At 70.9% G+C, this 21,263-nt stretch carries 18 protein-coding genes; 7 read left to right on the top strand and 11 right to left on the bottom strand.

Annotation, left to right across the window (positions count from 1 at the left end; all coding sequences use genetic code 11):
- Positions 1-7: 7 nt before the first annotated feature.
- The 5 genes from uidA to uxaC are packed head-to-tail and all read right to left on the bottom strand — an operon-like array spanning position 8 to position 6,586.
- On the bottom strand, positions 8-1,801 hold the full coding sequence (gene uidA, locus ACGGCP_RS14950) for a beta-glucuronidase (protein WP_392966221.1): 1,794 nt from the start codon (positions 1,799-1,801) through the stop codon (positions 8-10).
- A 34-nt stretch (positions 1,802-1,835) separates the two neighbouring features.
- Positions 1,836-2,654 (bottom strand): SDR family NAD(P)-dependent oxidoreductase, encoded by an 819-nt coding sequence (locus tag ACGGCP_RS14945; RefSeq protein ID WP_392966219.1) that lies wholly within the window; start codon positions 2,652-2,654, stop codon positions 1,836-1,838.
- Between the two features lie 9 nt (positions 2,655-2,663).
- Positions 2,664-3,869: a family 1 glycosylhydrolase gene (locus ACGGCP_RS14940; protein ID WP_392966216.1), complete on the bottom strand. Its 1,206-nt coding sequence runs from the start codon at positions 3,867-3,869 to the stop codon at positions 2,664-2,666.
- A gap of 27 nt (positions 3,870-3,896) precedes the next feature.
- Positions 3,897-5,195 (bottom strand): mannitol dehydrogenase family protein, encoded by a 1,299-nt coding sequence (locus ACGGCP_RS14935; RefSeq protein ID WP_392966213.1) that lies wholly within the window; start codon positions 5,193-5,195, stop codon positions 3,897-3,899.
- A complete protein-coding gene (gene uxaC, locus ACGGCP_RS14930; protein WP_392966211.1) occupies positions 5,192-6,586 on the bottom strand; it encodes a glucuronate isomerase in 1,395 nt (464 codons plus the stop codon). Before uxaC ends, ACGGCP_RS14935 begins: the two co-directional genes overlap by 4 nt.
- A gap of 187 nt (positions 6,587-6,773) precedes the next feature.
- Here uxaC and ACGGCP_RS14925 point away from each other — a divergent pair, with 187 nt between their 5' ends.
- Positions 6,774-7,796 carry a LacI family DNA-binding transcriptional regulator gene (locus ACGGCP_RS14925; RefSeq protein WP_392966208.1) on the top strand — a complete coding sequence of 341 codons (1,023 nt, stop codon included), beginning with the start codon at positions 6,774-6,776 and terminating at the stop codon, positions 7,794-7,796.
- Here ACGGCP_RS14925 and ACGGCP_RS14920 read toward each other — a convergent pair.
- Positions 7,793-8,686 (bottom strand): LysR family transcriptional regulator, encoded by an 894-nt coding sequence (locus ACGGCP_RS14920; protein ID WP_392966206.1) that lies wholly within the window; start codon positions 8,684-8,686, stop codon positions 7,793-7,795. The genes ACGGCP_RS14925 and ACGGCP_RS14920 overlap by 4 nt on opposite strands.
- Positions 8,687-8,784: 98 nt before the next feature.
- Here ACGGCP_RS14920 and kdgD point away from each other — a divergent pair, with 98 nt between their 5' ends.
- The 5 genes from kdgD to ACGGCP_RS14895 are packed head-to-tail and all read left to right on the top strand — an operon-like array spanning position 8,785 to position 14,192.
- Positions 8,785-9,702 carry a 5-dehydro-4-deoxyglucarate dehydratase gene (gene kdgD / locus ACGGCP_RS14915; RefSeq protein WP_392966202.1) on the top strand — a complete coding sequence of 306 codons (918 nt, stop codon included), beginning with the start codon at positions 8,785-8,787 and terminating at the stop codon, positions 9,700-9,702.
- Complete coding sequence (locus ACGGCP_RS14910) at positions 9,699-11,060, top strand: enolase C-terminal domain-like protein (protein WP_392966200.1); 1,362 nt, start codon at positions 9,699-9,701, stop codon at positions 11,058-11,060. The genes kdgD and ACGGCP_RS14910 overlap by 4 nt, the downstream gene beginning before the upstream one ends.
- A 37-nt stretch (positions 11,061-11,097) precedes the next feature.
- The gene (locus ACGGCP_RS14905) at positions 11,098-12,096 is read left to right on the top strand and encodes a Bug family tripartite tricarboxylate transporter substrate binding protein (RefSeq protein ID WP_392966197.1); all 999 of its coding nucleotides are present in this window, start codon (positions 11,098-11,100) and stop codon (positions 12,094-12,096) included.
- Between the two features lie 14 nt (positions 12,097-12,110).
- Entirely contained in the window at positions 12,111-12,650 is a 540-nt protein-coding gene (locus ACGGCP_RS14900; RefSeq protein ID WP_392966195.1) for a tripartite tricarboxylate transporter TctB family protein, read from the top strand.
- Positions 12,651-12,674: 24 nt separating this feature from the next.
- Positions 12,675-14,192: a tripartite tricarboxylate transporter permease gene (locus ACGGCP_RS14895; protein ID WP_392966192.1), complete on the top strand. Its 1,518-nt coding sequence runs from the start codon at positions 12,675-12,677 to the stop codon at positions 14,190-14,192.
- A 62-nt stretch (positions 14,193-14,254) separates the two neighbouring features.
- Here the strand turns inward: ACGGCP_RS14895 and rhaS are convergent, their stop codons facing one another.
- The 4 genes from rhaS to ACGGCP_RS14875 are packed head-to-tail and all read right to left on the bottom strand — an operon-like array spanning position 14,255 to position 18,848.
- Positions 14,255-15,325 carry a rhamnose ABC transporter substrate-binding protein gene (gene rhaS / locus ACGGCP_RS14890; RefSeq protein WP_392966190.1) on the bottom strand — a complete coding sequence of 357 codons (1,071 nt, stop codon included), beginning with the start codon at positions 15,323-15,325 and terminating at the stop codon, positions 14,255-14,257.
- 12 nt (positions 15,326-15,337) lie between these two features.
- The gene (locus ACGGCP_RS14885; protein WP_392966188.1) at positions 15,338-16,321 is read right to left on the bottom strand and encodes an ABC transporter permease; all 984 of its coding nucleotides are present in this window, start codon (positions 16,319-16,321) and stop codon (positions 15,338-15,340) included.
- Positions 16,311-17,330, bottom strand: a complete 1,020-nt coding sequence (locus tag ACGGCP_RS14880; protein ID WP_392966185.1) for an ABC transporter permease — start codon at positions 17,328-17,330, stop codon at positions 16,311-16,313. Before ACGGCP_RS14880 ends, ACGGCP_RS14885 begins: the two co-directional genes overlap by 11 nt.
- Positions 17,331-18,848 carry a sugar ABC transporter ATP-binding protein gene (locus ACGGCP_RS14875; RefSeq protein ID WP_392966183.1) on the bottom strand — a complete coding sequence of 506 codons (1,518 nt, stop codon included), beginning with the start codon at positions 18,846-18,848 and terminating at the stop codon, positions 17,331-17,333. It lies immediately after the preceding gene.
- Positions 18,849-19,296: 448 nt separating this feature from the next.
- On the opposite strand from ACGGCP_RS14875, the gene ACGGCP_RS14870 reads away from it, so the two are divergent.
- The gene (locus ACGGCP_RS14870) at positions 19,297-20,340 is read left to right on the top strand and encodes an NAD(P)-dependent alcohol dehydrogenase (RefSeq protein WP_392966181.1); all 1,044 of its coding nucleotides are present in this window, start codon (positions 19,297-19,299) and stop codon (positions 20,338-20,340) included.
- Positions 20,341-20,391: 51 nt separating this feature from the next.
- On the opposite strand, the gene ACGGCP_RS14865 is transcribed toward ACGGCP_RS14870, so the two are convergent.
- Positions 20,392-21,261, bottom strand: a complete 870-nt coding sequence (locus ACGGCP_RS14865) for a helix-turn-helix transcriptional regulator (protein ID WP_392966178.1) — start codon at positions 21,259-21,261, stop codon at positions 20,392-20,394.
- Positions 21,262-21,263: the final 2 nt, after the last annotated feature.

Genomic DNA, 21,263 nt, shown 5'->3' with positions numbered 1-21,263 from the left:
GAGACTCCTAAGAGGATTGGCCGGGCTTGCGGCCGTCGAGGCCGGTCCAGCGGCGGCGCAGGGAGAACGCGGAGGACTTGGGCTTGCGGTCCCGAGTGAACACGCCCTTCTTGTTCCCGTCAACGCGGTGGATGCCCGGGCCGGTCTGGAAGTCGGCGAAGTTCCAGATCTGCTCGCCGATGAACTCCGGGATGCGGTCGAACACGCGGTGGTAGGTGGCGAGGAAGTCGGTCTGGTACTCCTCGCTCCACGGCGAGTCCCACACCGAGTGCAGGCCGGGCTGGGTGTCGGTGCCGTACTCGCTCATCATGACCGGCTTGCCGAAACGCTGGACCCAGCCGCGCAGTTCCGTCTCCAGGACCTGCTCGGCCTTGGCGAGGTCGCCGGTGAAGACGTACCAGCCGTAGTAGCGGTTGATGGAGAGCACGTCGAACAGGTCGCCGATCCGGTCATTGGCCGGAGTCGCGAACATGACGGCGGCGTAGGTCAGCGGGCGGCTCGGGTCGAGTTCGCGGGCGAGCTTCACCAAGGGCTCGAAGTACTCGCGCGCTCCATCCTCATTGGAGGCCGGTTCGTTCGCGATGCACCACATGACGACCGAGGGGTGGTTCTTGTCGCGGGCGATCAGCTCCCGCAGGTGCTGCTCATGGGCCGCCCGCGTCTCGGCCCCGAACGTCTCGTCGGAGAACGTCGGCTTCGGTCCGACTCCGGTCAGGCCGCCCTGGACGCCGAGGTTGAGGCCGACAGCGGCGGTCTCGTCGATGACGACGAAGCCGTGCCGGTCGGCGTAGTCGAGGACTTCCTCGTCGTACGGGTAGTGGGCGGTGCGGAAGGAGTTCGCGCCGGTCCACTTCATGAGCTCGAAGTCGTGGACGAGGTAGGCCTGGTCGTGGCCCTTGCCGCGCACCGGGGTGTCCTCGTGCTTGCCGAAGCCGGTGAAGTAGAACGGCTTCCCGTTGATGAGGAACTCCGTGCCCCGGACCTCGACGGTGCGCACGCCGAAGGACTGCGTGTAGGAGTCGACGGTCTCGCCGTCGGCGGCGAGTTCGACGACCAGGTCGTAGAGGTAGGCCGCGCCGGGCTGCCAGAGGTTGACGTCGGCGATGCGGAGGGTGCCGGTGGTGCCCTTGCCTTCCGCGACCACGGCACCGGATTCGTCGACGGCGCGCACCCGCACTTCGGCGTCGCCGCTCGTCTCGACGCGGTAGTCCACCAGGCCGTCCGCACCGTCCACATCGGTGAGTACGGCGACGTCGCTGATGTACGTCTGGGGCGTGCTGTAGAGCCGCACCGAGCGGGCGATCCCGGCGTAGTTGTAGAAGTCGTGCAGGTACGACTGCGACTCGCGGCCGTCCTCCCCCACCGTGACCGTGCCCGGCGGGATGGTCGTGTTCGTGAGCCGGTTGTCGACGGCCACCGAGAGGCGGAACTCCTCGCCGGGCGCGACGACGCCCGTGAGGTCGGCTTCGAACGGGAGGTAGCCTCCGGCGTGCTCGGCGACCAGGGTGTCGTTCGCGTACACCTTGGCGGCGTGGGTGACCGAGCCGAAGCGGAGCACGGTCCGCTCCCCCGTCCAGCCGCGCGGGACCCGCACCTCGCGCTGATACCAGGCGACGCCGACGTGGTTGCGGATGTCGGGGTCGGTGAAGAGGTCGTTGTAGCTGGCCGGGACCGGCGCTTCGAGCTTCGTGTCCAGGCGTGCGGCCCAAGGGGTCTCGCCTGCCGTGGTGTCGAGGGCGAAGCGCCACAGGCCGTCGAGCCCCACGAGTTCGCGGGTCGGGCTGGTGCGGGTTGCGAGCATTGGTTCTCCTGCGCGTCGTTGCGGTGGTCGGGTGCTAGATGGTGTCGCCTGCGTCGGCGAGGAGGGTCGAGCCGGTCATGAGGGCCGAGAGGTCGCTGGCGCAGAACAGCACGACGCGGGCGATGTCGTCCGGGACGCCGATGCGGCCGAGCAGGCCGGTGCCCATGTTCGCGGCGATCTGGGCGGGGTCGAGCTGGACGCCCATCGCCTCGGCGGCGGCCGTCGCGGCGGCCATGTTGCCTTCGGTCGGGACGAAGCTCGGTGCGACGCCGAGGACGCGGATGCCCTTGGGCGCGAACTCGAGTGCGAGCTGCTTCGTCAGGCCGCGCGCGGCGTGCTTCGAGCCGACGTAGGCGGCCAGGCCGGGCGCGGTGCCCTTGAAACCGGCGGTGGAGACGACGTTGACGATGACGCCGCCGCCGTCCATGCGGGCCGCGGCCTCCTTCGCGCCGAGGAAGACACCGCGCGCGTTCACGGCGAACACCTGGTCCCAGGCCTCGACGCTCATCTCGGCGACGGGCACGCTCGGGAAGACCCCGGCGTTGTTGACCCAGATGTCGATCCCGCCGAGCCGGGCGGCGGCGAGTTCGCCTGCGGCGGCGACGCTCGCGGCGTCGGCCACGTCCATGGCGGTGCCGACGGCGGTCGCGTCGTGCCGCTCGGCAATCTCGGCGGCGGCGCGCTCGGCCAGCGTGCCGTCGATGTCGCCGATGAGGATGTCGGCCCCGGCTTCGGCGAGGCGCAGCGCGATCGCCTTGCCGAGGCCGCGCCCGCCGCCGGTGACGACGGCGCGGCGTCCGGCGAGGGACACGAGTTCGTGGAGGGACTTGGCTGAGACGTCTGGAATGGTCATCGTGTTCTCCTAGGCGATCTCGGCGCCGTTGGCGCGGGCGATGCCGCCGAGCCAGGCGAGGCTGGGCTTCGGAGTGCGGACGAAAGTGGTCCGGTCGACCTGGACGAGGCCGAACGTGGGCGCCCAGTGGCCCCACTCGTAGTTGTCCAGGAGCGACCAGTGGAGGTAGCCGCGCAGGTCGACGCCGTCGTTCACGGCGGCGTGGAGGGCCTGGAGGGCGCCTTCGGTGTAGGCGATGCGGCGCGTGTCGTCCGAGGTGGCGATGCCGTTCTCGGTGATGAGGATCGGCAGGCCGGTGACCTCGTGGGTGTGGCGCACGGCGATGCCGATCGCGTCGGGGCGGAAGGCGGTGCCGACGAGCGTGTTGTCCGGGTGCGGCGGGTAGGGCTCGATGCCGTCCTCGCCGACCCACTGCGCCGAGTAGGACTGGACGCCGACGAAGTCGTCGCCTTTCGAGCCCTCCAGGTACAGGTCCTCCCAGATGTACTGCAGCTCTTGCATCTTGGCCTCGCAGCCGGGGCGGGCCTCGAACGCGCGGTTGGCGACCGACCATCCGACCTTGGCCCCGGTGCGCTCGCGCACGAGGTCGCGGACGGCGTGGTGGGCCTCGACGAAGCGCTTCCCGATCTCCGGTTCGGGGGCGGGCAGCGGCGGGCGCGGGCCGTCGTCGACAGTGGGGCTCTGCCACTCGACGCCCGCTTCGGTGGCCTGCTGCATCTTGAGCGCCAGGCCGGTCATCATGGCGAGCATGTTGGGCTCGTTCATGGTCACGACCCATTCGACGCCGTCCAGGATGGAGGTGGCGGTCTCGACGTAAGCGCGGAAGCGGTCGATCGCGGGCGGGGCGGCCCAGCCTCCTTCGGCGGCGAACCAGGCCGGGTTGGTGAAGTGGTGCAGGGTGACCACGGCCTTGAGGCCCAGTTCCAGTGCGGTCTCGATCATGAGGCGGTAGTGGCCGAGCTCGGCGCGGGAGAACTCGCCGGGTACCGGCTCGATGCGGGCCCATTCGATGCCGAAGCGGTAGCTGTTGAAGCCGTTGTCGGCCAGCAGCCGCATGTCCTCGCGGTAGCGGTGGTACGAGTCGCAGGCGTCGCCGCTGCGCTCCATGCCGGGCATCCGGCCCTCGTTGGCCCAGAAGTCGGAGTTGAGGTTGTTGCCCTCGATCTGGTGCGGCGCGGTGGAGGCGCCCCACAGGAAGCCGTTCGGGAAGCTCATCGGTTCAGTCTCTGCTCTCTGTCTCATTCAGACGGTCGGAATCAGGTCGGTGGCGTGCGCGAGTTCCGCGCGGAAGGCGTCGTCCGCTGCGAGCGCAGGCGAGAGTTCGGTCAGCAGCTCTTGCGGCGACGGCCGCGCCGGGCCTTGGGCGAGGAGCCATGCGGCGATCGCGGCGGCGCAGCCGCTCGCCGGGCGTCCGGCGGCGCGTTCGGCGAGTGCAACGGGGGCGATGCGGAGGCGGAGCTTGGTGCGGGAGTCCTCGTTGATCTGCGACAGGCGGTGCTCGATGCGCGGGTTGGCGAAGCGTTCGAGGAGCGCGGCGCGGTAGTCGCGGACCTCGACGTCGGGGAGGTGGCGTTCGGCCTCGTCCCACAGGGCTTCGACCTGGTTGCGGCACAGCGGGTCGGCGATGGCGTCGGCGACCGTGCGGTGTCCGCGCAGGGTGCCTGATGCGGCGAGGAGGGTGTGGGCGCCGTTGAGGAGCCAGAGCTTGCGCCGCTCCCAGGGTCCGATGTCGTCGGTGAAGCGGGCTCCGGCGGTCTCCCAGGCCGGTCGGCCGGAGGGGAACTCGCCGCTGAGGACCCAGTCGCTGAACGGTTCGGCGACCACGGGCGCGCGGTCGAGGCGGCCGGTGGCGCGGGCGACCAGCTCGATGTCGGCGGGCGCGGTGCGGGGCGTGATGCGGTCCACCGAAGTGGACACGAAGGCGACGCCGTCGAGCACGCCGGGGAGGCCGGCCTTCTCGGCGAGCCGGGTGAGGGCGCGTTCGACGGCGGCGCCGTTGCCGGGCAGGTTGTCGCACGGGACGACGGCGATGGGCGGCGCGCCCTTGCGGTGTCGTGCTGCGAGTCCGGCGAGGACGCGGCCGAGTGCGGTGCGGGGCGATGCCCAAGCGCGGTCCCGCAGGCACTCGATGTCCGCCGCCACCTCGGGGTCGGCGAGGTCGGGGTTCCCGTTCGGGTCGAGGCGGTATCCGGCCTCGGTAATCGTGAGCGTAAGGATCGCGACCGCCGGGTCGGCGAGCGCGGCCGTGAAGTCGTCCACGTCATCCCCTGCCACTGCCCGCACGATGCTGCCGATCGGCTCGCACAGGTCGTGGTCGGCGGCGCGCTCGATCAGGGTGTACACGCCGTCCTGGGCCGCGAGGGTCGCGGCGGCCTCCGGTGTGCGGCCGGTGTAGGCGGCGATGCCCCAGTGCGCGGCGTCGGCCGCTTTCGCGGTGTACCAGGCCTGGTGCGAACGGTGGAACGCGCCGAGCCCGAGGTGGACGATGCGGACGGGGGGCTTGTGCGGCAGCACGTCGCGGCCGAGGGGCGGGATGTTCACAGCTTGAACACCCGCTTCGGCTGGTCGGCGACGAGTTCGCCGATGATCCGCTCCGCTTGCGCCATTGTGACGCGGCCTTCGGCGACGAGCCGGGCGAGGAACGCGGCGTCGGCGCGGCGGGCCGTGTCGTGGCGCGCGGGGATCGACAGGAACGCGCGCGTGTCGTCGATGAAGCCCGACCCCCGGGAGAACCCGGCGGTCTCGGTGACGGAGGAGCGGAAGCGCGCGATCGCGTCGGGCGCGTCGAGGAACCACCAAGGGGCGCCGATGAACACGCTCGGGTAGAAGCCCGCGAGGGGCGCGAGTTCGCGGGAGAACACGGTCTCGTCGACGGTGAAGAGGACGAGGTGGAACCCCGAGGCCAGGCCGTAGCGCTCCAGGAGCGGGCGCAGGCCGCGCGTGAAGTCGGTGCGGACCGGGATGTCGTGGCCCGTGTCGGGTCCCAGAGCGGCGAGGGTCGCGGTGGAGTGGTTGCGCAGGACTCCGGCGTGGAGGGTCATGACCAGGCCGTCTTCGACGCTCATGCGCGCCATCTGGACGAGCATGTGGCCCCGGAACTCGCGCCGCTCGGCGGCGTCGGCGGTCCCGGCGAGCACGAGTTCGAAGAGGCGTTCGGCCTCATCGGGTTCGAGGTCGGCGGTGTAGGCCTCTTCGACGCCGTGGTCGGCCGAGACCGCGCCGTGCGCGATGAAGTGGCGGCGGCGCTCTTCCAGGGCCGCAAGGTATCCGGCGAAGGTGGCCGGTGAGCCGGTGGCGGCGAGGAGGCGGTGCACGTTGTCGGCGAAACCGGCGGCGTCGGGGTCGAGGTACCTGTCGGGGCGGAACGTGGGGGCGACGCGGCCGCCGAGGTCGGCGGCGCGGACCGCGTCGTGGTCGGCGAGGTCGTCGAGCGGGTCGTCGGTGGTCGCCAGGAACTCGATGCCGAAGCGGCGGAACAGGGCCCGGGGCCGGAACGCGGGCTCGGCGAGGCGGGCGGCGATCGTGTCGTAGGCGGCGTCGGCGGTCGCGGCGTCAAGCGGGGCGTCGACGCCGAGGACGCCGGTGAGGGTCTCGTCGAGCCAGTATCCCGAGGCCGTACCGGCGAAGAGGTGCGTGCGGGCGGCGAAGACCCGCCAGGCCGCGCGGGGGTCCGCGGCGGCCAGCGCGCGGAAGTCGGCCAGGTCGACGCCGTCGGCGTGGAGCAGGCGTGTGACGTAGTGGTCATGGCGCACAAGGAGGTCGACGGGGTCGGTGAAGGGCGTGTCGGTTGCCAGCCAGGAGGCGGGGACGTGGCCGTGCGGCGAGACGATCGGGGCGTCTGAGACCAGTGCGTACAGGTCTCTGGCGACGGCCCGGATCTGCGGATCGGCGGGGAGGAGCCGATCGGGGTCGCGGCGTTGCGGCTGGGTCATGCGGGCAATTCAAACACGTGACTTAGCAATTGTCAATCGATTGCCGTCACGATTTGATTGCGACCCTCGACGCGTCGAACATGGCCGGGCTCCGGTATGATCGACACACCCCGTGTCGGAAACCGACAACACGGCACCAATCGATTGCCGGTTGACAACCCCCGGCAACAAGCGCGAAAGGGGAGGCATGGAGCAGTCCGACGCCGCGACCCGCCCCCGCAACGGCGATCGCAAGGCGCCCCCGACGATCTACGACATCGCCCGGATGACGGGCGTGAGCCCCTCGACGGTGTCGCGGGCGCTGAACAAGCCGGGCCGCCTCAACGCGCAGACCGAGCGGCGCATCCGCGACGCCGCCAAGGAGCTCGGCTACCGGATCAACCCGATGGCGCGGGCGCTGCCGACCGGGAAGACCGGCACCCTCGGGCTGCTCGTCTCGGACATCACCAACCCCGCGTACTTCGACCTCGTGCGCGGGGCCGAGCGGGTGGCCTCCGAGTCCGGGATGACGATCGTCTTCGCCGACTCGCAGGAGTCGCCGGAGCTGGAGCGGGCCACCGCCGAGCGGCTGCAGACCTCTGTGGACGGTCTGCTGCTCGTGGGCTCGCGTCTCGAGGACGCGCAGATCCAGGAGCTCTCCTCGGTGAAGCCGCTCGTGGTGGTGAACCGGCTCGTGGACGGCATCCCCGCCGTCATCCCCGACGTGCGGCCGGGCATCACGACGGCACTGGAGTTGCTGCGCGAGGCCGGGCACCGCCGGATCGCCTACCTCGCCGGGCCCGAGGCCTCGTGGATGAACGGGCAGCGCTGGCAGCACGCGTTCGAGATCGCGGTGGAATGGGACATGTCCATCGTGGAGATCAAGTCGAACGCGCCGACCCGCGAGGGCGGCGCGGAGGCGTTCGGGCGGGTCAAGGCCGCCGACGTGAGCGCCGTGCTCGCCTACAACGACCTCGTCGCGCTGGGCCTGCTGCGGGAGTGCCGCGACCACGGGCTGGACGTGCCGGGCCGGTTGAGCATCATCGGCTTCGACGACATCTTCGGGGCGGATCTGCCGACCCCGGCGCTGAGCACGATCCGGATGCCCCTGGCCGCGCTCGGCGAGCACGGGATCAGGCGGCTGCTCATCGAGATCGACGGCGGCGCTTCGGAAGACGAGTCGGCACTGCCGACGGAGTTCGTGGGCCGGGAGTCGATCGGGAGCGCCTAGACGGCGTTCAGGAGGGCGTCGAGGGCCGGGTTGCCGTGGCGGTGGCGCCAGACGCCGTAGAGCTCCACGGTGTCCGAGGGCAGGTCCTCGATGTCCATGAAGACCAGGTTCGAGAGGTTGAACGCGCTCGCCGACGAAGGCACGAGCGCGACCCCGAGCCCGGCGTTGACGACCGACAGGACCGTGTGCACCTGGCTGATGTGCTGCACGTACCGGGGCTTGAGGTGCGCCTGCTGGAACGCGGCAACGACGAGCTCGTAGAAGTACCAGGCCTCTGAGGGCGAGTACGTCACGACGTCGTGCTCGGCGATGTCCTCCATTGTGGGTGTCCGGTCGAGGCGGGTCAGCGGGTGGTTCCGCGGGGCCGCGAGGATGAGCGAGTCCCTCGCCACCAGCCGGGAGTCGAGCAGGTCCGAGCGCGGCACCTGGCGGACCAGGCCGATCTCGATCTCCCCCGCATGGAGGGCGTCGAGCTGCGCGTGCGTGACCATCTCGCTGAGGACGAGGTCGACGCCGGGCAGTTCCGCCGCAGCGATGCTGATCCAGCGGCCGAGGACGGTCAGGGCCGAGACCGCCGTGAACCCGATGCGGATGGTGCCCGCCGTCCCGGCCGCGACGCGGCGGGCGCGCAGCGGCGCCGTGTCGGCCGAGGACAGGAGCCTGCGAGCCTCGTCGAGGAAGATCCGCCCGGCCGGGGTGAGCTCGGCGCCGCGCTGCGTGCGCAGGAACAGGTCGAAGCCGACGGCGCGTTCGAGGCGCTGGATCTGGCGGCTCAGCGGCGGCTGGGTCATGCGCAGGCGCTCAGCGGCGCGGCCGAAATGCGATTCCTCCGCGACCGCCACGAAACCCCTGAGTTGGTCGAGTGTGTACCCGATGTCGCCTGTGGCCATGCCCTGAAGGTATCACCTGATGTCGAATGAGTGTTGGACCGGTATGAGCGGAGGGGGTTACGGTACGGGCCGAATCCACGAACAGGAGACTGCCGCACATGTCGCGATACACCCCCGCAGAGATCCAGCGCGCGCTGGGCGAGGGCCTGCTGTCCTTTCCCGTGACCCACTTCCAGAAGGACCTCTCCTTCGACGAGGACGGTTACCGGAAGCACTTGGGGCACTTGGCGTCCTACCCTGCGGCGGGTCTGTTCGCGGCGGGCGGCACGGGCGAGTTCTTCTCGCTCACGGCAGAAGAGGTCGGCCGGGTCGTGCGCGTCGCGGTCGACGAGGCCGCCGGGACCGTGCCGATCATCGCCCCGGCCGGGCAGGGCACCGCCCAGGCCGTCGCGTTCGCGAAGGACGCCGAGGCCGCCGGGGCCGACGCCGTGCTCCTGTTCCCGCCGTACCTTACCGAGGTCGGGCAGGACGGCCTCGCCGCGCACGTCCGCGCGGTCTGCGAGGCGACCTCCCTTGGCGTCATCGTCTACCACCGCTCCAACGCCGAGTACGGCGTCGGCACCGTCGAGCGCCTCGCCGCCGAGTGCCCGAACCTGGTGGGCTTCAAGGACGGCGTGGGCGACATCGAGTTCATGACCCGCCTGTACGCGACCCTCGGCGAGCGACTGCTGTACATCGGCGGCCTGCCCACCGCGGAGACGTTCGCGCTGCCCTACATTCAGCTCGGCGTCACCACGTATTCCTCGGCGATCTTCAACTTCGTGCCAGAGTTCGCGATCGAGTTCTACAACGCGGTCCGGGCCGGGGACCGCGACGAGGTGTACCGGCGGCTGCGCGGATTCGTGCTGCCGTACCTGGACATCCGCAACGCCGGCAAGGGGTACGCGGTGTCGATCGTCAAGGCGGGCATGACGGCCGTGGGCCGCTCCGCCGGACCCGTGCGCCCGCCGCTCACCGACCTGGGCGAAGGCGAACTCGCCGCGCTCGCGAGCCTGATCGAGCAGTCGGCCTCATGACCCGACTCGAACCGGCCGCTGGCCCAGCGGAACAGGCGACCACCCCCGCAGTGACCGCGATGCGCGTCGTGCCCGTCGCCGGGCAGGACTCCATGCTGCTCAACCTCTCAGGGGCGCACGCGCCGTACTTCACACGCAACCTCGTCATCCTCACCGACGAGTCCGGGAACACCGGCGTGGGCGAAGTGCCCGGCGGCGAGGCCATCGCGCAGACGCTCCGTGACGCCGCCGATCTCGTACTGGGGTCGTCGATCGGCGCGTACCGGACGGTCCTCGAAGCGGTGCGACACCGCTTCGCTGACCGCGACGCGGCCGGGCGCGGACGGCAGACCTTCGACCAGAGGATCACCGTCCACGTCCGGACCGCGCTCGAAGCGGCCCTGCTCGACCTGCTCGGCAAGCACCTCGGCGTGCCCGTGGCCGAGCTCCTCGGCGACGGCCCGCAGCGCGCGAGCGTCCCGGTCCTGGGATACCTGTTCTTCGTCGGCGACAAGGGGAAGACGGACCTGCCGTACCGGGACGGGTCCACAGAGGACGACGCGTGGCTGCGGCTGCGCGATGAGGCGGCGATGACCCCCGAAGGCGTCGTGGCCCTCGCCGAGGCCGCCGAGGCGCGGTACGGGTTCCGGGACTTCAAGCTCAAGGGCGGCGTGCTGCCCGGCCGCGAGGAGGCCGAGGCCGTCAGGGCGCTCGCCGAGCGGTTCCCCGATGCCCGGATCACCTTGGACCCCAACGGGGCCTGGTCGCTGAACGAGGCAATCGGACTGTGCCGAGACCTGGACGGCGTGCTCGCCTACGCCGAGGACCCGTGCGGGGCCGAGAACGGCTACTCCGGGCGCGAAGTGCTCGCGGAGTTCAAGCGCGCCACCGGGATGCGAACGGCCACGAACATGATCGCCTGCGACTGGCGGGAGTTCGCGCACGCGGTGCGCTCCGACGCCGTCGACATCCCCCTGGCCGACCCGCACTTCTGGACCATGGCGGGCTCGGTGCGCGTCGCGCAGGCCTGCGAGGCCTTCGGCCTCACCTGGGGTTCCCACTCCAACAACCACTTCGACGTCTCACTGGCGATGTTCACCCACGTCGCCGCCGCCGCGCCCGGCGAGATCACCGCGATCGACACGCACTGGATCTGGCAGGACGGGCAGCGCCTCACCGCCGCTCCGCCGCGCATCGTGGACGGACGCATCGAAGTGCCGACCGCGCCCGGACTCGGCGTCGATATCGATGAGGCCCAAGTGGATGCAGCTCATGAGCAGTATTCGAGAAACGGGCTGGGCGCGCGCGACGACGCGGCCGCTATGCAATACCTTGTCCCCGGATGGAACTTCAACCCCAAACGCCCATCACTGGGCTAAATCTGTGGTTATTCGATCACTTAGAGGAGCAGACACCATGCAACACCCCCTCCCCCGACGCGGACTGCTCGCCGGTCTCGCAGCGGTGCCCTCGCTGGCCGCCCTCGCGGCCTGCCAGGTGCAGGGCGGCTCTGACGAGGCGGCGGCGGAATTCCCCACCCGCGCCGTCGACTTCTGGGTCCCCTTCGACGCCGGCGGGTCCGGCGACCTCATCAGCCGCGCGGTCGCCAAGGCCGCCGAGGAGCCGCTGGGCGAGTCCCTGCCGGTCACCAACAAGCCTGGCGCCAACGGCGCCGTCGGCCTCAAGGAACTGCTGGCGGGCAAGGCGGACGGGTACACGATCTCCCTCGCCGTCAAGTCGCTGTTCGCCATCGGCCCGCTCGTCGTCGACGACCCCGAAGCGGTCACCATCGACCAGCTGCGCATCATCACCACGCTGACCAACGAGGGCTACGTGCTCGTGGTGCACGCCGACTCTCCCTTCCAGACGCTCGACGACCTGCTCAAGGCCGAGGCCGTGAACTACGGGACCACCGGTGTGGGCACCGGCTCGCAGCTCTCGGCCGGTCTGCTGTTCGGGCTCAACAACGTCAACGCCACTGACGTCCCGTTCGACGGCGGCGGCCCGACCGTGACCGCGCTGCTCGGCCAGGACATCGACGCGGCGTCGCTGTCGCTCGCGGAGACCATGCCGCACATCGAGGCCGGCGACATGCGGCCGCTGTGCGTGTTCTCCGAGGAGCGCAGCGTCTACCTCAACGACGTGCCGACCGCGCTGGAGCTGAACTACAACATCCTCGTCGACCAACGCCGGTTCATCGTCGTCCCGGCCGACACCCCCGACGACGTCGTGGGCGTGCTGACCCTGGCGTTCGAGGAGGCCCGCGAGGGCGGCGAGTACGGCCAGTTCCTCGAGGACAACTACATGGAGCGCTGGGAGGTCGACGGCATCGAGGCGGAACTGCACCTGTCCGAGGCCACCGAGCAGTTCGCGGCGCAGCTCTCCGAGTCCGGCGTCGACCTCGGCAGCGCGTAATGGGTGAGGCGGTCATGGCCGATTCAGTCCCGAAGGAGACGCGGCCCGACGAGGCGCGTGCGGAGCAGCCCGAGGCGGCCCCCGAAGAAGTGCACGACGGGCCGCGGGCCGGCGGCCGCGTCCAGTCGATCGTGGCGGGCGCCGTGCCCGTGGCGCTCGGCGCAGTGGCGGCCTGGCTGAGCTTCGGATTGAACATCGGGAGCCTCACCGAACCGGGCCCCGGGCTCTGGCCGCTGATCGTGGCCTGCCTGCTCGTGGCGTCCGGCATCGGGATCATCGCCGTGACCGCCAAATCCCGCAGGGACACCGAGGCGTTCACGCGCGGGACGGTCGCGGTGCTCGCCGCCGCGGGCGGCCTGGCGGTCTACGCCTCGCTGTACGAGATCGTGGGCTTCGAGGTGCCGACCGTGCTGCTGCTGTTCGCGTGGCTGAAGATCCTCAGCCGCGAGTCGTGGCTCATGAGCGCGATCCTGGCGGTCGCCGTCACCGCGGCCGCGTACGCCCTGTTCATCGTCGGGCTCAACGTGCCGCTCCCCCACATCATCGTCTTCTAGTCAGTCCCCACTGGAGTACTCAACGTGGACTTCTCCTCTGTGCTCTCCGGGTTCACGGTGGCGTTCGAGTGGCAGAACATCCTGTTCTGCCTGCTCGGCGTCACCGTGGGGATGCTCATCGGCGTGCTGCCGGGCCTCGGCCCGGCCGCGACGATCGCGATCCTGCTGCCCGTCACCTACAACCTGGAACCCACGGCGGCCGTCATCATGCTCGCCGGGATCTTCTACGGCGCGCAATACGGCGGCACCATCACCTCGGTGCTGCTGAAGCTGCCCGGCGAGGCGTCCACAGTGGTCACCGCACTGGACGGGCACGCGCTCGCGCGGCGCGGCGAGGCCGGCCCCGCGCTCGGGATCGCCGCGATCGCCTCGTTCATCGGCGGCACCGCGTCGATCATCCTGCTCACGTTCATCGCCCCGGCCCTGGCGGGCGTGGCGCTGGCGTTCGGCCCGGCCGAGTACACGGTCCTGGCGCTGATCGGTATCTTCCTGGTCGGCACGCTCGGGAACGGCTCGGTCATCAAGAGCGCCGCCGCCGCGGCTGCGGGCCTGCTGCTGGCCACGGTGGGTCTCGACCCGCTGCTGGGCACGCCGCGGTTCACGTTCGGCACCGACCAGCTCGCGGACGGCATCGACTTCACGATCGTCGCCATGGGGCTCTTCGGGGTCGGCGAGATCCTGTACAACCTGGAGCACCGGGACCGGCCGCAGACGTCGGTGCCGTCGTTCGGGCGGGCGATCCCCAGCCGCCTGCACTGGCTCAGGTCGCGGCTGGCGATCCTGCGCGGCTCGGTCACCGGCTTCGTCCTCGGCATCCTGCCGGGCGGCGGCGCGACGATGGCCTCGCTCGTGGCGTACGCGGTCGAGAAGCGCACCGCGAAGGACCCGTCGCGGTTCGGCAAGGGCGCGGTGGAAGGCGTCGCCGGGCCGGAGTCGGCGAACAACGCGGCCGCCACGTCGTCGTTCATTCCGCTGCTGACGCTGGGCATCCCGGCGAACGCGACCATGGCGGTGCTGTTCGGCGCGCTCATGCTGCAGGGCATCACGCCGGGCCCGCAGCTCATGACCGACCACCCGGACGTGTTCTGGGGCGTCGTCAACTCGATGTACCTGGGCAACATCCTGCTGCTGGTCCTGAGCATCCCGCTCATCGGCCTGTTCGTGCGGATGCTCAAGGTGCGGCCGGGCATCCTCGCGCCGATCACCATCGTGATCACGATGATCGGCACCTACTCGATCCGCAACAACGCGTTCGACATGCTGCTGGTGATCGGCCTGGGCCTGCTCGGGTACGGGATGCGCAAGCTCGGGTTCGAGCCGGGGCCGTTCGTGCTCGCGTTCGTGCTCGGCTCGCTCCTGGAGGCCTCGTTCCGCCGCTCGATGCGGATCTTCGGCGGCGACGTGAGCGAGTTCGTGCAGCGCCCGGTCTCCGGGACGCTCGTGGCGATCCTCGTCCTCACCGTCGTCATCGTGCCGCTCCTGCGGAAGGTCCGCACCCGCCAGACGGCGACCGCGGAGGCCGCCGGGGTCAAGGAAGGCTAGGGCTTTTCCACTGGGGTCGAGGGGCCGAAGGCGCATCAGCGCCTTCGGCCCCTTCGCGTTCGCTAGAAGTCGAAGTCGTCGATGTTGTCGGCGTTGAAGCGGGTCGGCGGGCCGAGGGTGACCACGCCCTGCGCGCCGACGGTGTACTCGCCGAGGTCCCCGGCGGTGAAGACCTCGCCTTCGGCGCCGGTGATGATGCCGGACGCGGCGGCCGCGCCGGTGTAGGCGGCGAGCTCGCCGAGGGCGGTCGGGTCCCAGAGCGCGAACTCGGTGACCGTGCCGTCCTTCACGAACTCCCGCATCTGGTTCGGGGTGCCGAGGCCGGTGAGCGCGACCTGTCCCTTGTACTCGGAGCCGGAGAGGTACCGGGCGGCGGCCGCGATGCCGACGGTGGTGGGCGAGACGATCGCCTTGAGGTCGGGGTGGGCCTGGAGGAGGCCCTGCGTCTCGGAGAACGACTTCTCGTCCTCGTCGTCGCCGTAGACGACCTCGACCAGCTCCATGTCGGCGTAGGACGGGTTCGACTCGAGCTCGGCCTCCATCACGTCGATCCAGGCGTTCTGGTTGGTGGCGTTGGCCGTCGCCGAGAGGATCGCGATCTCCCCGGTGGCGTCGATCTGCTCGGCCGTCATCTCCAGGAGGGCCAGGCCCACTTCGTCGCTGTTCACCTGGCTCACGAACAGGTCCCGGCAGGCGGGGTCCACATCGGAGTCGAAGGTGACGACGGTCGAGCCGCCCGCGCGGGCCTGGTCGAGCGAGGAGCACAGGGCGTTGGGGTCGTTGGCGGACAGGAGGATCACGTCGGTCGCCTGCTGGCTGAGCGTGTCGATGTAGCTGACCTGGGACGAGGCCGAGGCGTCGGACGGGCCGGTGTACTCGTACTCGCCGCCCAGCTCGGCCGCGACGCCCTCCGCGCCGGTGCTGGAGGCCTCGAAGTACGGGTTGTTCACCGATTTCGGGAGCATCGCGTAGGACAGGCCGGTCGCGTACTCGGCCTCGGGGTTGGCGGTGCCGCCAGTGCCGGTGGCGCCGTCGCCCTCGTCGTCCCCTTGCGTGGTGCCGCCGCAGGCGGAGGCGGCGAGGAGGACGGCGAGCAGCGGCGCGGTGAGTGCGAGGGTTCGCTTGCGGGACATCGGGTTGCCTTCCTAGGTAGGGACGGTGCGGCGTCGGCGCAGGCGGTCGCCTGCGGCGGCGAGCAGGTTCGGGGCCAGGACCGCGGCGATCAGGAGCGCCCCGGTGACGACGGTGAGCGCCTCGGTCGAGACGTGCGCCAGGCGCAGCGCGTTCTGCAGGGCGGTCAGCAGGACCACGGCGGCGAGCACGCCCGGCAGGTTGCCCTTGCCGCCGAAGATCGAGACGCCGCCCAGCAGCACGACGGCGACGACGGTGAGTTCGAGGCCGTAGGCGTTGTCGGCGCGGGCCGAGGAGTAGCGCAGGGTCCAGAAGACGCCCACGAGGCCCGCCATCGCGCCGGAGGCGACGTAGAGCCAGAACTTCAAGCGCCGCACGTTGATCCCCGAGTAGGCCGCGGCGACGTCGTTCGCGCCGACCGCGTAGACCGACCGGCCGACCGGCGTCGCGTGCAGCAGAAGGCCGACCGCGAGCGCCAGCGCGATCATCGGGACCACGATGTTCGGGATGCCCGTGGTGCCGATGGAGCCGAGGGTCCAGCCGGTGAAGTCCCTGGGCCAGTCGGCCACTGCCGTGTCGCCGAGGAGCACGTAGGACAGGCCGCGGTAGAGGGCGAGGGTGCCGATGGTGACGGCGAGCGAGGGCAGGCCGAAGCCGGTCACGAAGAGGCCGTTGACGGCGCCGAGGAGCGCGCCGATGAGCACCGTGAGGGGCATGATCGTCTCGAGTGCCAACCCGCCGTTCCACATCACGCCCATGGCGGCGCTGGTCAGGCCCGCGGTGGAGGCGACGGAGAGGTCGATCTCGCCGGTCGCGACGATGAGGGTCATGACGAGGGCGAGCAGCAGGACCGGGGCGAGGTCGACGACGATGTGCCCGGCGTTGCGGGCGGTGCCGAAGTGCTCGACGGTCTGCGCGGCGACGATGAGGAACGCGGCCGTGATCGCGATGAGGACCGCGTCCCACGAGGCGAGGCGGCGCACGAGGTCAGTCCACATGGGAGCCCTTCTTTCGCAGTGCGCGGGCGGCGCGGAGGGCGACGAGGCGGTCGAGGCCGACGGCGGCGAGGATGAGCGCGCCGACGATGGCCTGCTGCCAGAACGGCGGGATGCTGAGCACCGGTAGCGCGTTGTCGATGACGGTGAGGAGCAGGGCTCCGAGTCCCGCGCCGAGGACGGTGCCGGAGCCGCCGAAGATCGCGACGCCGCCCACGACGACGGCGGCGACGATGTCGAGTTCCATGCCGTACCCGGCGGAGGCGTCGACGGTGCCGAAGCGGGCCGCGTAGAGGACCCCGCCGAGTCCGGCGAGGGTCCCGCAGAGGGCGTAGGCGGCCATGAGCCGCCTGCCCGCCGGGATGCCCGCGAGGCGGGCGGCCTCGGGGTTGGAGCCGAGGGCGTACAGGTCGCGGCCGGAGCGGAAGTCGCGCAGGTAGACCGCGACGGTCGCGAGGACCGCGGCGGCGATGAGGAAGAGGTACGGGACGCCGAGGAGGGTGCCGTTGCCGAAGTCGAGGAAGCCGCCGGGCAGGTCGGAGGCGTTGACGCGGGAGCCTCCGGCGGTGAAGTAGACGATCCCCCGGTAGACGTAGAGCGTGCCAAGGGTGGCGACCAGCGGCGGGACCTTGCCGAAGTGGACGATCGCGCCGTTCACTGCGCCGCACGCGAGCCCGGTCAGGAGCCCGATGAGGACCGCGAGCGGCACGGGCGTGCCGTCGCTGAGGCCGCTCGCGGTGAGGTAGGCGGCGAGGCCGAGCGTGGAGCCGACGGAGAGGTCGATGCCGCGCGTCAGGACGACGACGGTCATGCCGGAGGCGAGGAGGACGGTCACGGCGGCCGCGAAGAGCAGGTCGCGCACGGACTGGCCCGAGAGGAACCGGGCGTTCACGGCGGCGGTCGCGCCGACCAGGACGGCGAGCGCGAGCAGCAGGCCTAGCGCGCGAAAGCGCAGGACGAGGTCGAGGAGGGCGGACCCGGTGGGGTTGCGGGACTGGGCGAGTGCGGTCAACTAGGCCTCCGCGTTCTGGCCGGTGGCGAGGCGCATGACGGCCTCTTCGGTGGCTTCGGCGCGGGAGAGCTCCCCCGCGAGGCGTCCTTCGCGCATGACCAGGACGCGGTCGGCCATGCCGAGCACTTCGAGGAGCTCGGAGGAGACCATGAGGATCGCGACGCCGTCGGCGGCGAGGTCGGCGAGGAGGCGGTGGACCTCGGCCTTCGTGGCGACGTCGATGCCGCGCGTGGGCTCGTCGACGATGAGGAGCCGCGGGTTCGTGGCGAGCCATTTGGCGAGCACGACCTTCTGCTGGTTGCCGCCCGAGAGGGTGCCCGCCGGGTCGGTGAGGCGGCCGTACTTGGCGTGGAGCCTCGCGGTCCACTCGGCGGCTTCGCGCCGTTCGGCGCCGCCGGTGAGGAATCCGAAGCGGGCCAGGCGGTTCCGGCGGGCGAGGGTGGCATTGCGCATGACGGAGAGGTCGAGGAGGAGGCCCTGCTGGCGGCGGTCCTCGGGGACGAGCGCCGCGCCCGCGCGCATGGCGGCGCGTGGGTCGCCGGAGGGGAGGTCGCGGCCGAGGAGGCGGACCGTGCCGGCGTCTCGGGGTTCGACGCCGAAGACCGCTTGGACGACTTCGCTGCGGCCCGCGCCGACGAGTCCGGCGAGGGCGACGATCTCCCCCGCGCGGACGCTGAACGCGATGTCGCGGCAGCGGCCTTCGCGGGTGAGGCCCGCGACTTCGAGGACGGTGTCGCCGGGTTCGCTTGCGCCCCTGGGGAACATCGCGGCGAGTTCGCGGCCGACCATGCGGCGGATGAGTTCGTCCACGGTGACGTCGCCGACGGGGTCGGTAGAGACGTGCGCGCCGTCGCGCATGACCGTGACGCGCTGGCACAGGGCCTCGACCTCGTCGAAGCGGTGGGAGATGAAGAGGATCGCGGTGCCTTTGGCGCGCAACGCGTTCACGACCTCGAAGAGGCGTTCGACCTCGCGGGCGGTGAGGGCGGCGGTGGGCTCGTCCATGACGAGGACGCGGGCGTCGAGGGAGATGGCCTTGGCGATCTCGACGAGCTGCTGGTCGGCGATGGAGAGGCCCTTGGCGGGCCGGTCGGGGGCGAGGGGGATGCCGAGGCAGTCGAAGAGGTCGGCGGCCTGCCGGTGCATCGCGGCGCGGTCGATGCGGCCGAAGCGGCCGCGCGGCTGGCGTCCGATGAAGAGGTTCTCGGCGACGCTGAGGTCGCCGAAGAGGGCCGGCTCCTGGTAGATGACGGCGATCCCGGCACTGATGGCCGCCGCGGGCCCGCTGAAGGCGACCGGCGCACCGTCCATTTCGACCGTTCCGGCGTCCGGGGTGTAGAGCCCGGCGAGGATCTTGATGAGCGTGGACTTCCCGGCGCCGTTCTCGCCGACGAGCGCGTGCGCCTCCCCCGCATGGAGTTCGAGGCCCGCGCCGCGCAGCGCGCGCACCGCGCCGAAGGACTTCTCGACCTCCCGCAGCGCCGCCACCGGGCGCTTCGCTGTCTCGGCCGTCGCCATCACCGCCCTCTATCATTAGATCCATATAGTGAATCGTTTCAATAGATCGATCTACAAGAACGATACAAATCAACCGCTCCCCGGGTCAAGACGATCACGGTGGGCAATTCGATTGACACCGATCCGTGACTGCCGCATCGTGCTCACCCGGGCGGCACATCCGGCGCCCCGCGGCTGTGCCCGGTCGGCATGGGCCGCAAGTCCAGGGCTCCGGAGACGGAATCGCGCTCACCTCCGCCGATATCTGATAGCCACAGCGGGCCTCACCTGCGTCAACACCGCGAGGGGGGCAGCGCTGTTCCCCCTCTCGCGCGCCCCGGTCAAGACCCGGTCATTGGCGCTCCCCCGAAACGGAGCGACGATTCGGGTGGGCCGGAAACATGCGCACATCGCCATCCGACGATTACGCTCACCGGTGTCCGAAACCGCCGACCGATCTGGAGCCACCGTGCCGACCGCCAACGCCTGGGCCGCGCCATCCGCGACCGAACCGCTCGTCAAGACCACCATCGAACGCCGCGAGCTCGGCCCCCGCGACGTGCTCATCGAGATCAAGTACGCCGGGATCTGCCACTCCGACATCCACACCGTGCGCGGCGACTGGGGCCCGCAGCAGTACCCGCTCGCGGTCGGCCACGAGATCGTCGGCATCGTCACCGAGGTCGGCCCCGAGGTCACCAAGCACGCCGTCGGCGACCGCGCCGGGATCGGCTGCATGGTCGGCTCGTGCCGCGAATGCGACCAGTGCCTCCAAGGCAACGAGCAGTACTGCCGCAAGGGCATGGTCGGCACCTACGGCGCGGTCGACGCCGACGGGACCATCACCCAGGGCGGCTACTCGACCCATATCGTCGTCGACGAGCACTTCGCGCTCCGCATCCCCGAGGGCATCCCCTTCGAGGCCGCCGCGCCGCTCCTGTGCGCCGGGATCACCATGTACTCGCCGCTGCACCACTGGAACGCGGGACCCGGCATGCAGGTCGCCGTCGTCGGCCTCGGCGGGCTCGGCCACATGGGCGTCAAGCTCGCCCACGCCCTCGGCGCCGAGGTCACGGTGATCTCCCAGTCGCTCAAGAAGCAGGAGGACGGCCTCCGCCTGGGGGCCGACCACTACTACGCGAGCGCCGACCCGGCCACGTTCGAGACCCTCGCCGGGCGCTTCGACCTCATCGTCAACACCGTCTCGGCGAAGATCGACATCGACGCCTACCTCGGCCTGCTCAACGTCGACGGCACGCTCGTCAACGTCGGCGCCCCGCCCGAGCCGCTCCCCGTCGCCGTGTTCAGCCTGATCATGCAGCGCCGGTCCTTCGCGGGCTCGACCATCGGCGGCATCGCCGAGACCCAGGAGATGCTCGACTTCTGCGCCGAGCACGGCATCGCCTCCGACGTCGAGGTCATCTCGGCCGACCAGATCAACGAGGCCTACGAGCGCGTGCTCGCCTCCGACGTGCGGTACCGCTTCGTCATCGACGTCGCGACCATGAAGTAGCACAAGCGAACACGAACGCCGGGACGCAAAATGCGTCCCGGCGTTCGCTGTTCACCTGACCTCTGCCTCCACAGGGGACGCCATGTCGAGGAGCGCCAGCGCGTCGTCCTCGGGGCCGCCGGGCTCGCCGTAGTAGACGACCATGCGCATCCCGGTGCCACCGGCGAGGTCGAAACCCTGGTAGCCCAAGGTGATGTCGCCGATGAGCGGGTGGTGGAAGGACTTGGTCCCGGTCGTGTGGCCCCGCACTTCGTAGCGGTCCCAGAGCTTCGCGAACGCCGGGCTCTTCACCGACAGCTCCCCCACGAGCGACTGCAGGTCAGGCGCGTCCGGCTCCGTCCCGGCCAGCGCCCGCAGGCTCGCCACGCAGCCGCGCACGTGGTTCTCCCAGTCGAGGATCGCGACCTGCGCGTTCGGGTGCAGGAACATGTACCGGGCGACGTTCCGCTTGGTCGCGGGCCAGTCCTCGATCCCCGGGAGCAGGCGCAGCCCGCCGGGGTTGGAGGCGAGCACGTCCATGCTGCGGCTCATCACGTACGCGGGGTTGGGGCGCAGGCGCTCAAGGATCTGCCCGATCCCGGGCGGCAGGGTCCGGCTGGGGGCCTTCGGGGTGTCGGTCGAGCGGCGGGCGGCGCTGGCGGCGAGGTCGCGCAGGTGCTCGTGCTCGGCGTGGTCGAGCTTGAGGGCGCGGGCGAGCGCGTCGACGACCTGCGGGCTCGGGCGGGTCTCCTTGCCGCGTTCGAGGCGCGTGTAGTAGTCGATGCTGACGCCCGCGAGGGTCGCGAGCTCTTCGCGGCGCAGCCCGGGGGTGCGGCGGATGCCGGGGCCGGTGGCGAGGCCGACGTCGGCCGGGGTGATCCCCTCGCGGCGGGCGCGCAGGAACCGCCCGAGCGCGGAGGCGGGCGGCGGCGTGGTGGTCATGC

The sequence above is a fragment of the Glycomyces sp. NPDC048151 genome, assembly GCF_043202775.1.
Taxonomy (GTDB): Bacteria; Actinomycetota; Actinomycetes; order Mycobacteriales; family Micromonosporaceae; genus Glycomyces.
This window is presented reverse-complemented; position numbering and strand designations above follow the sequence as displayed.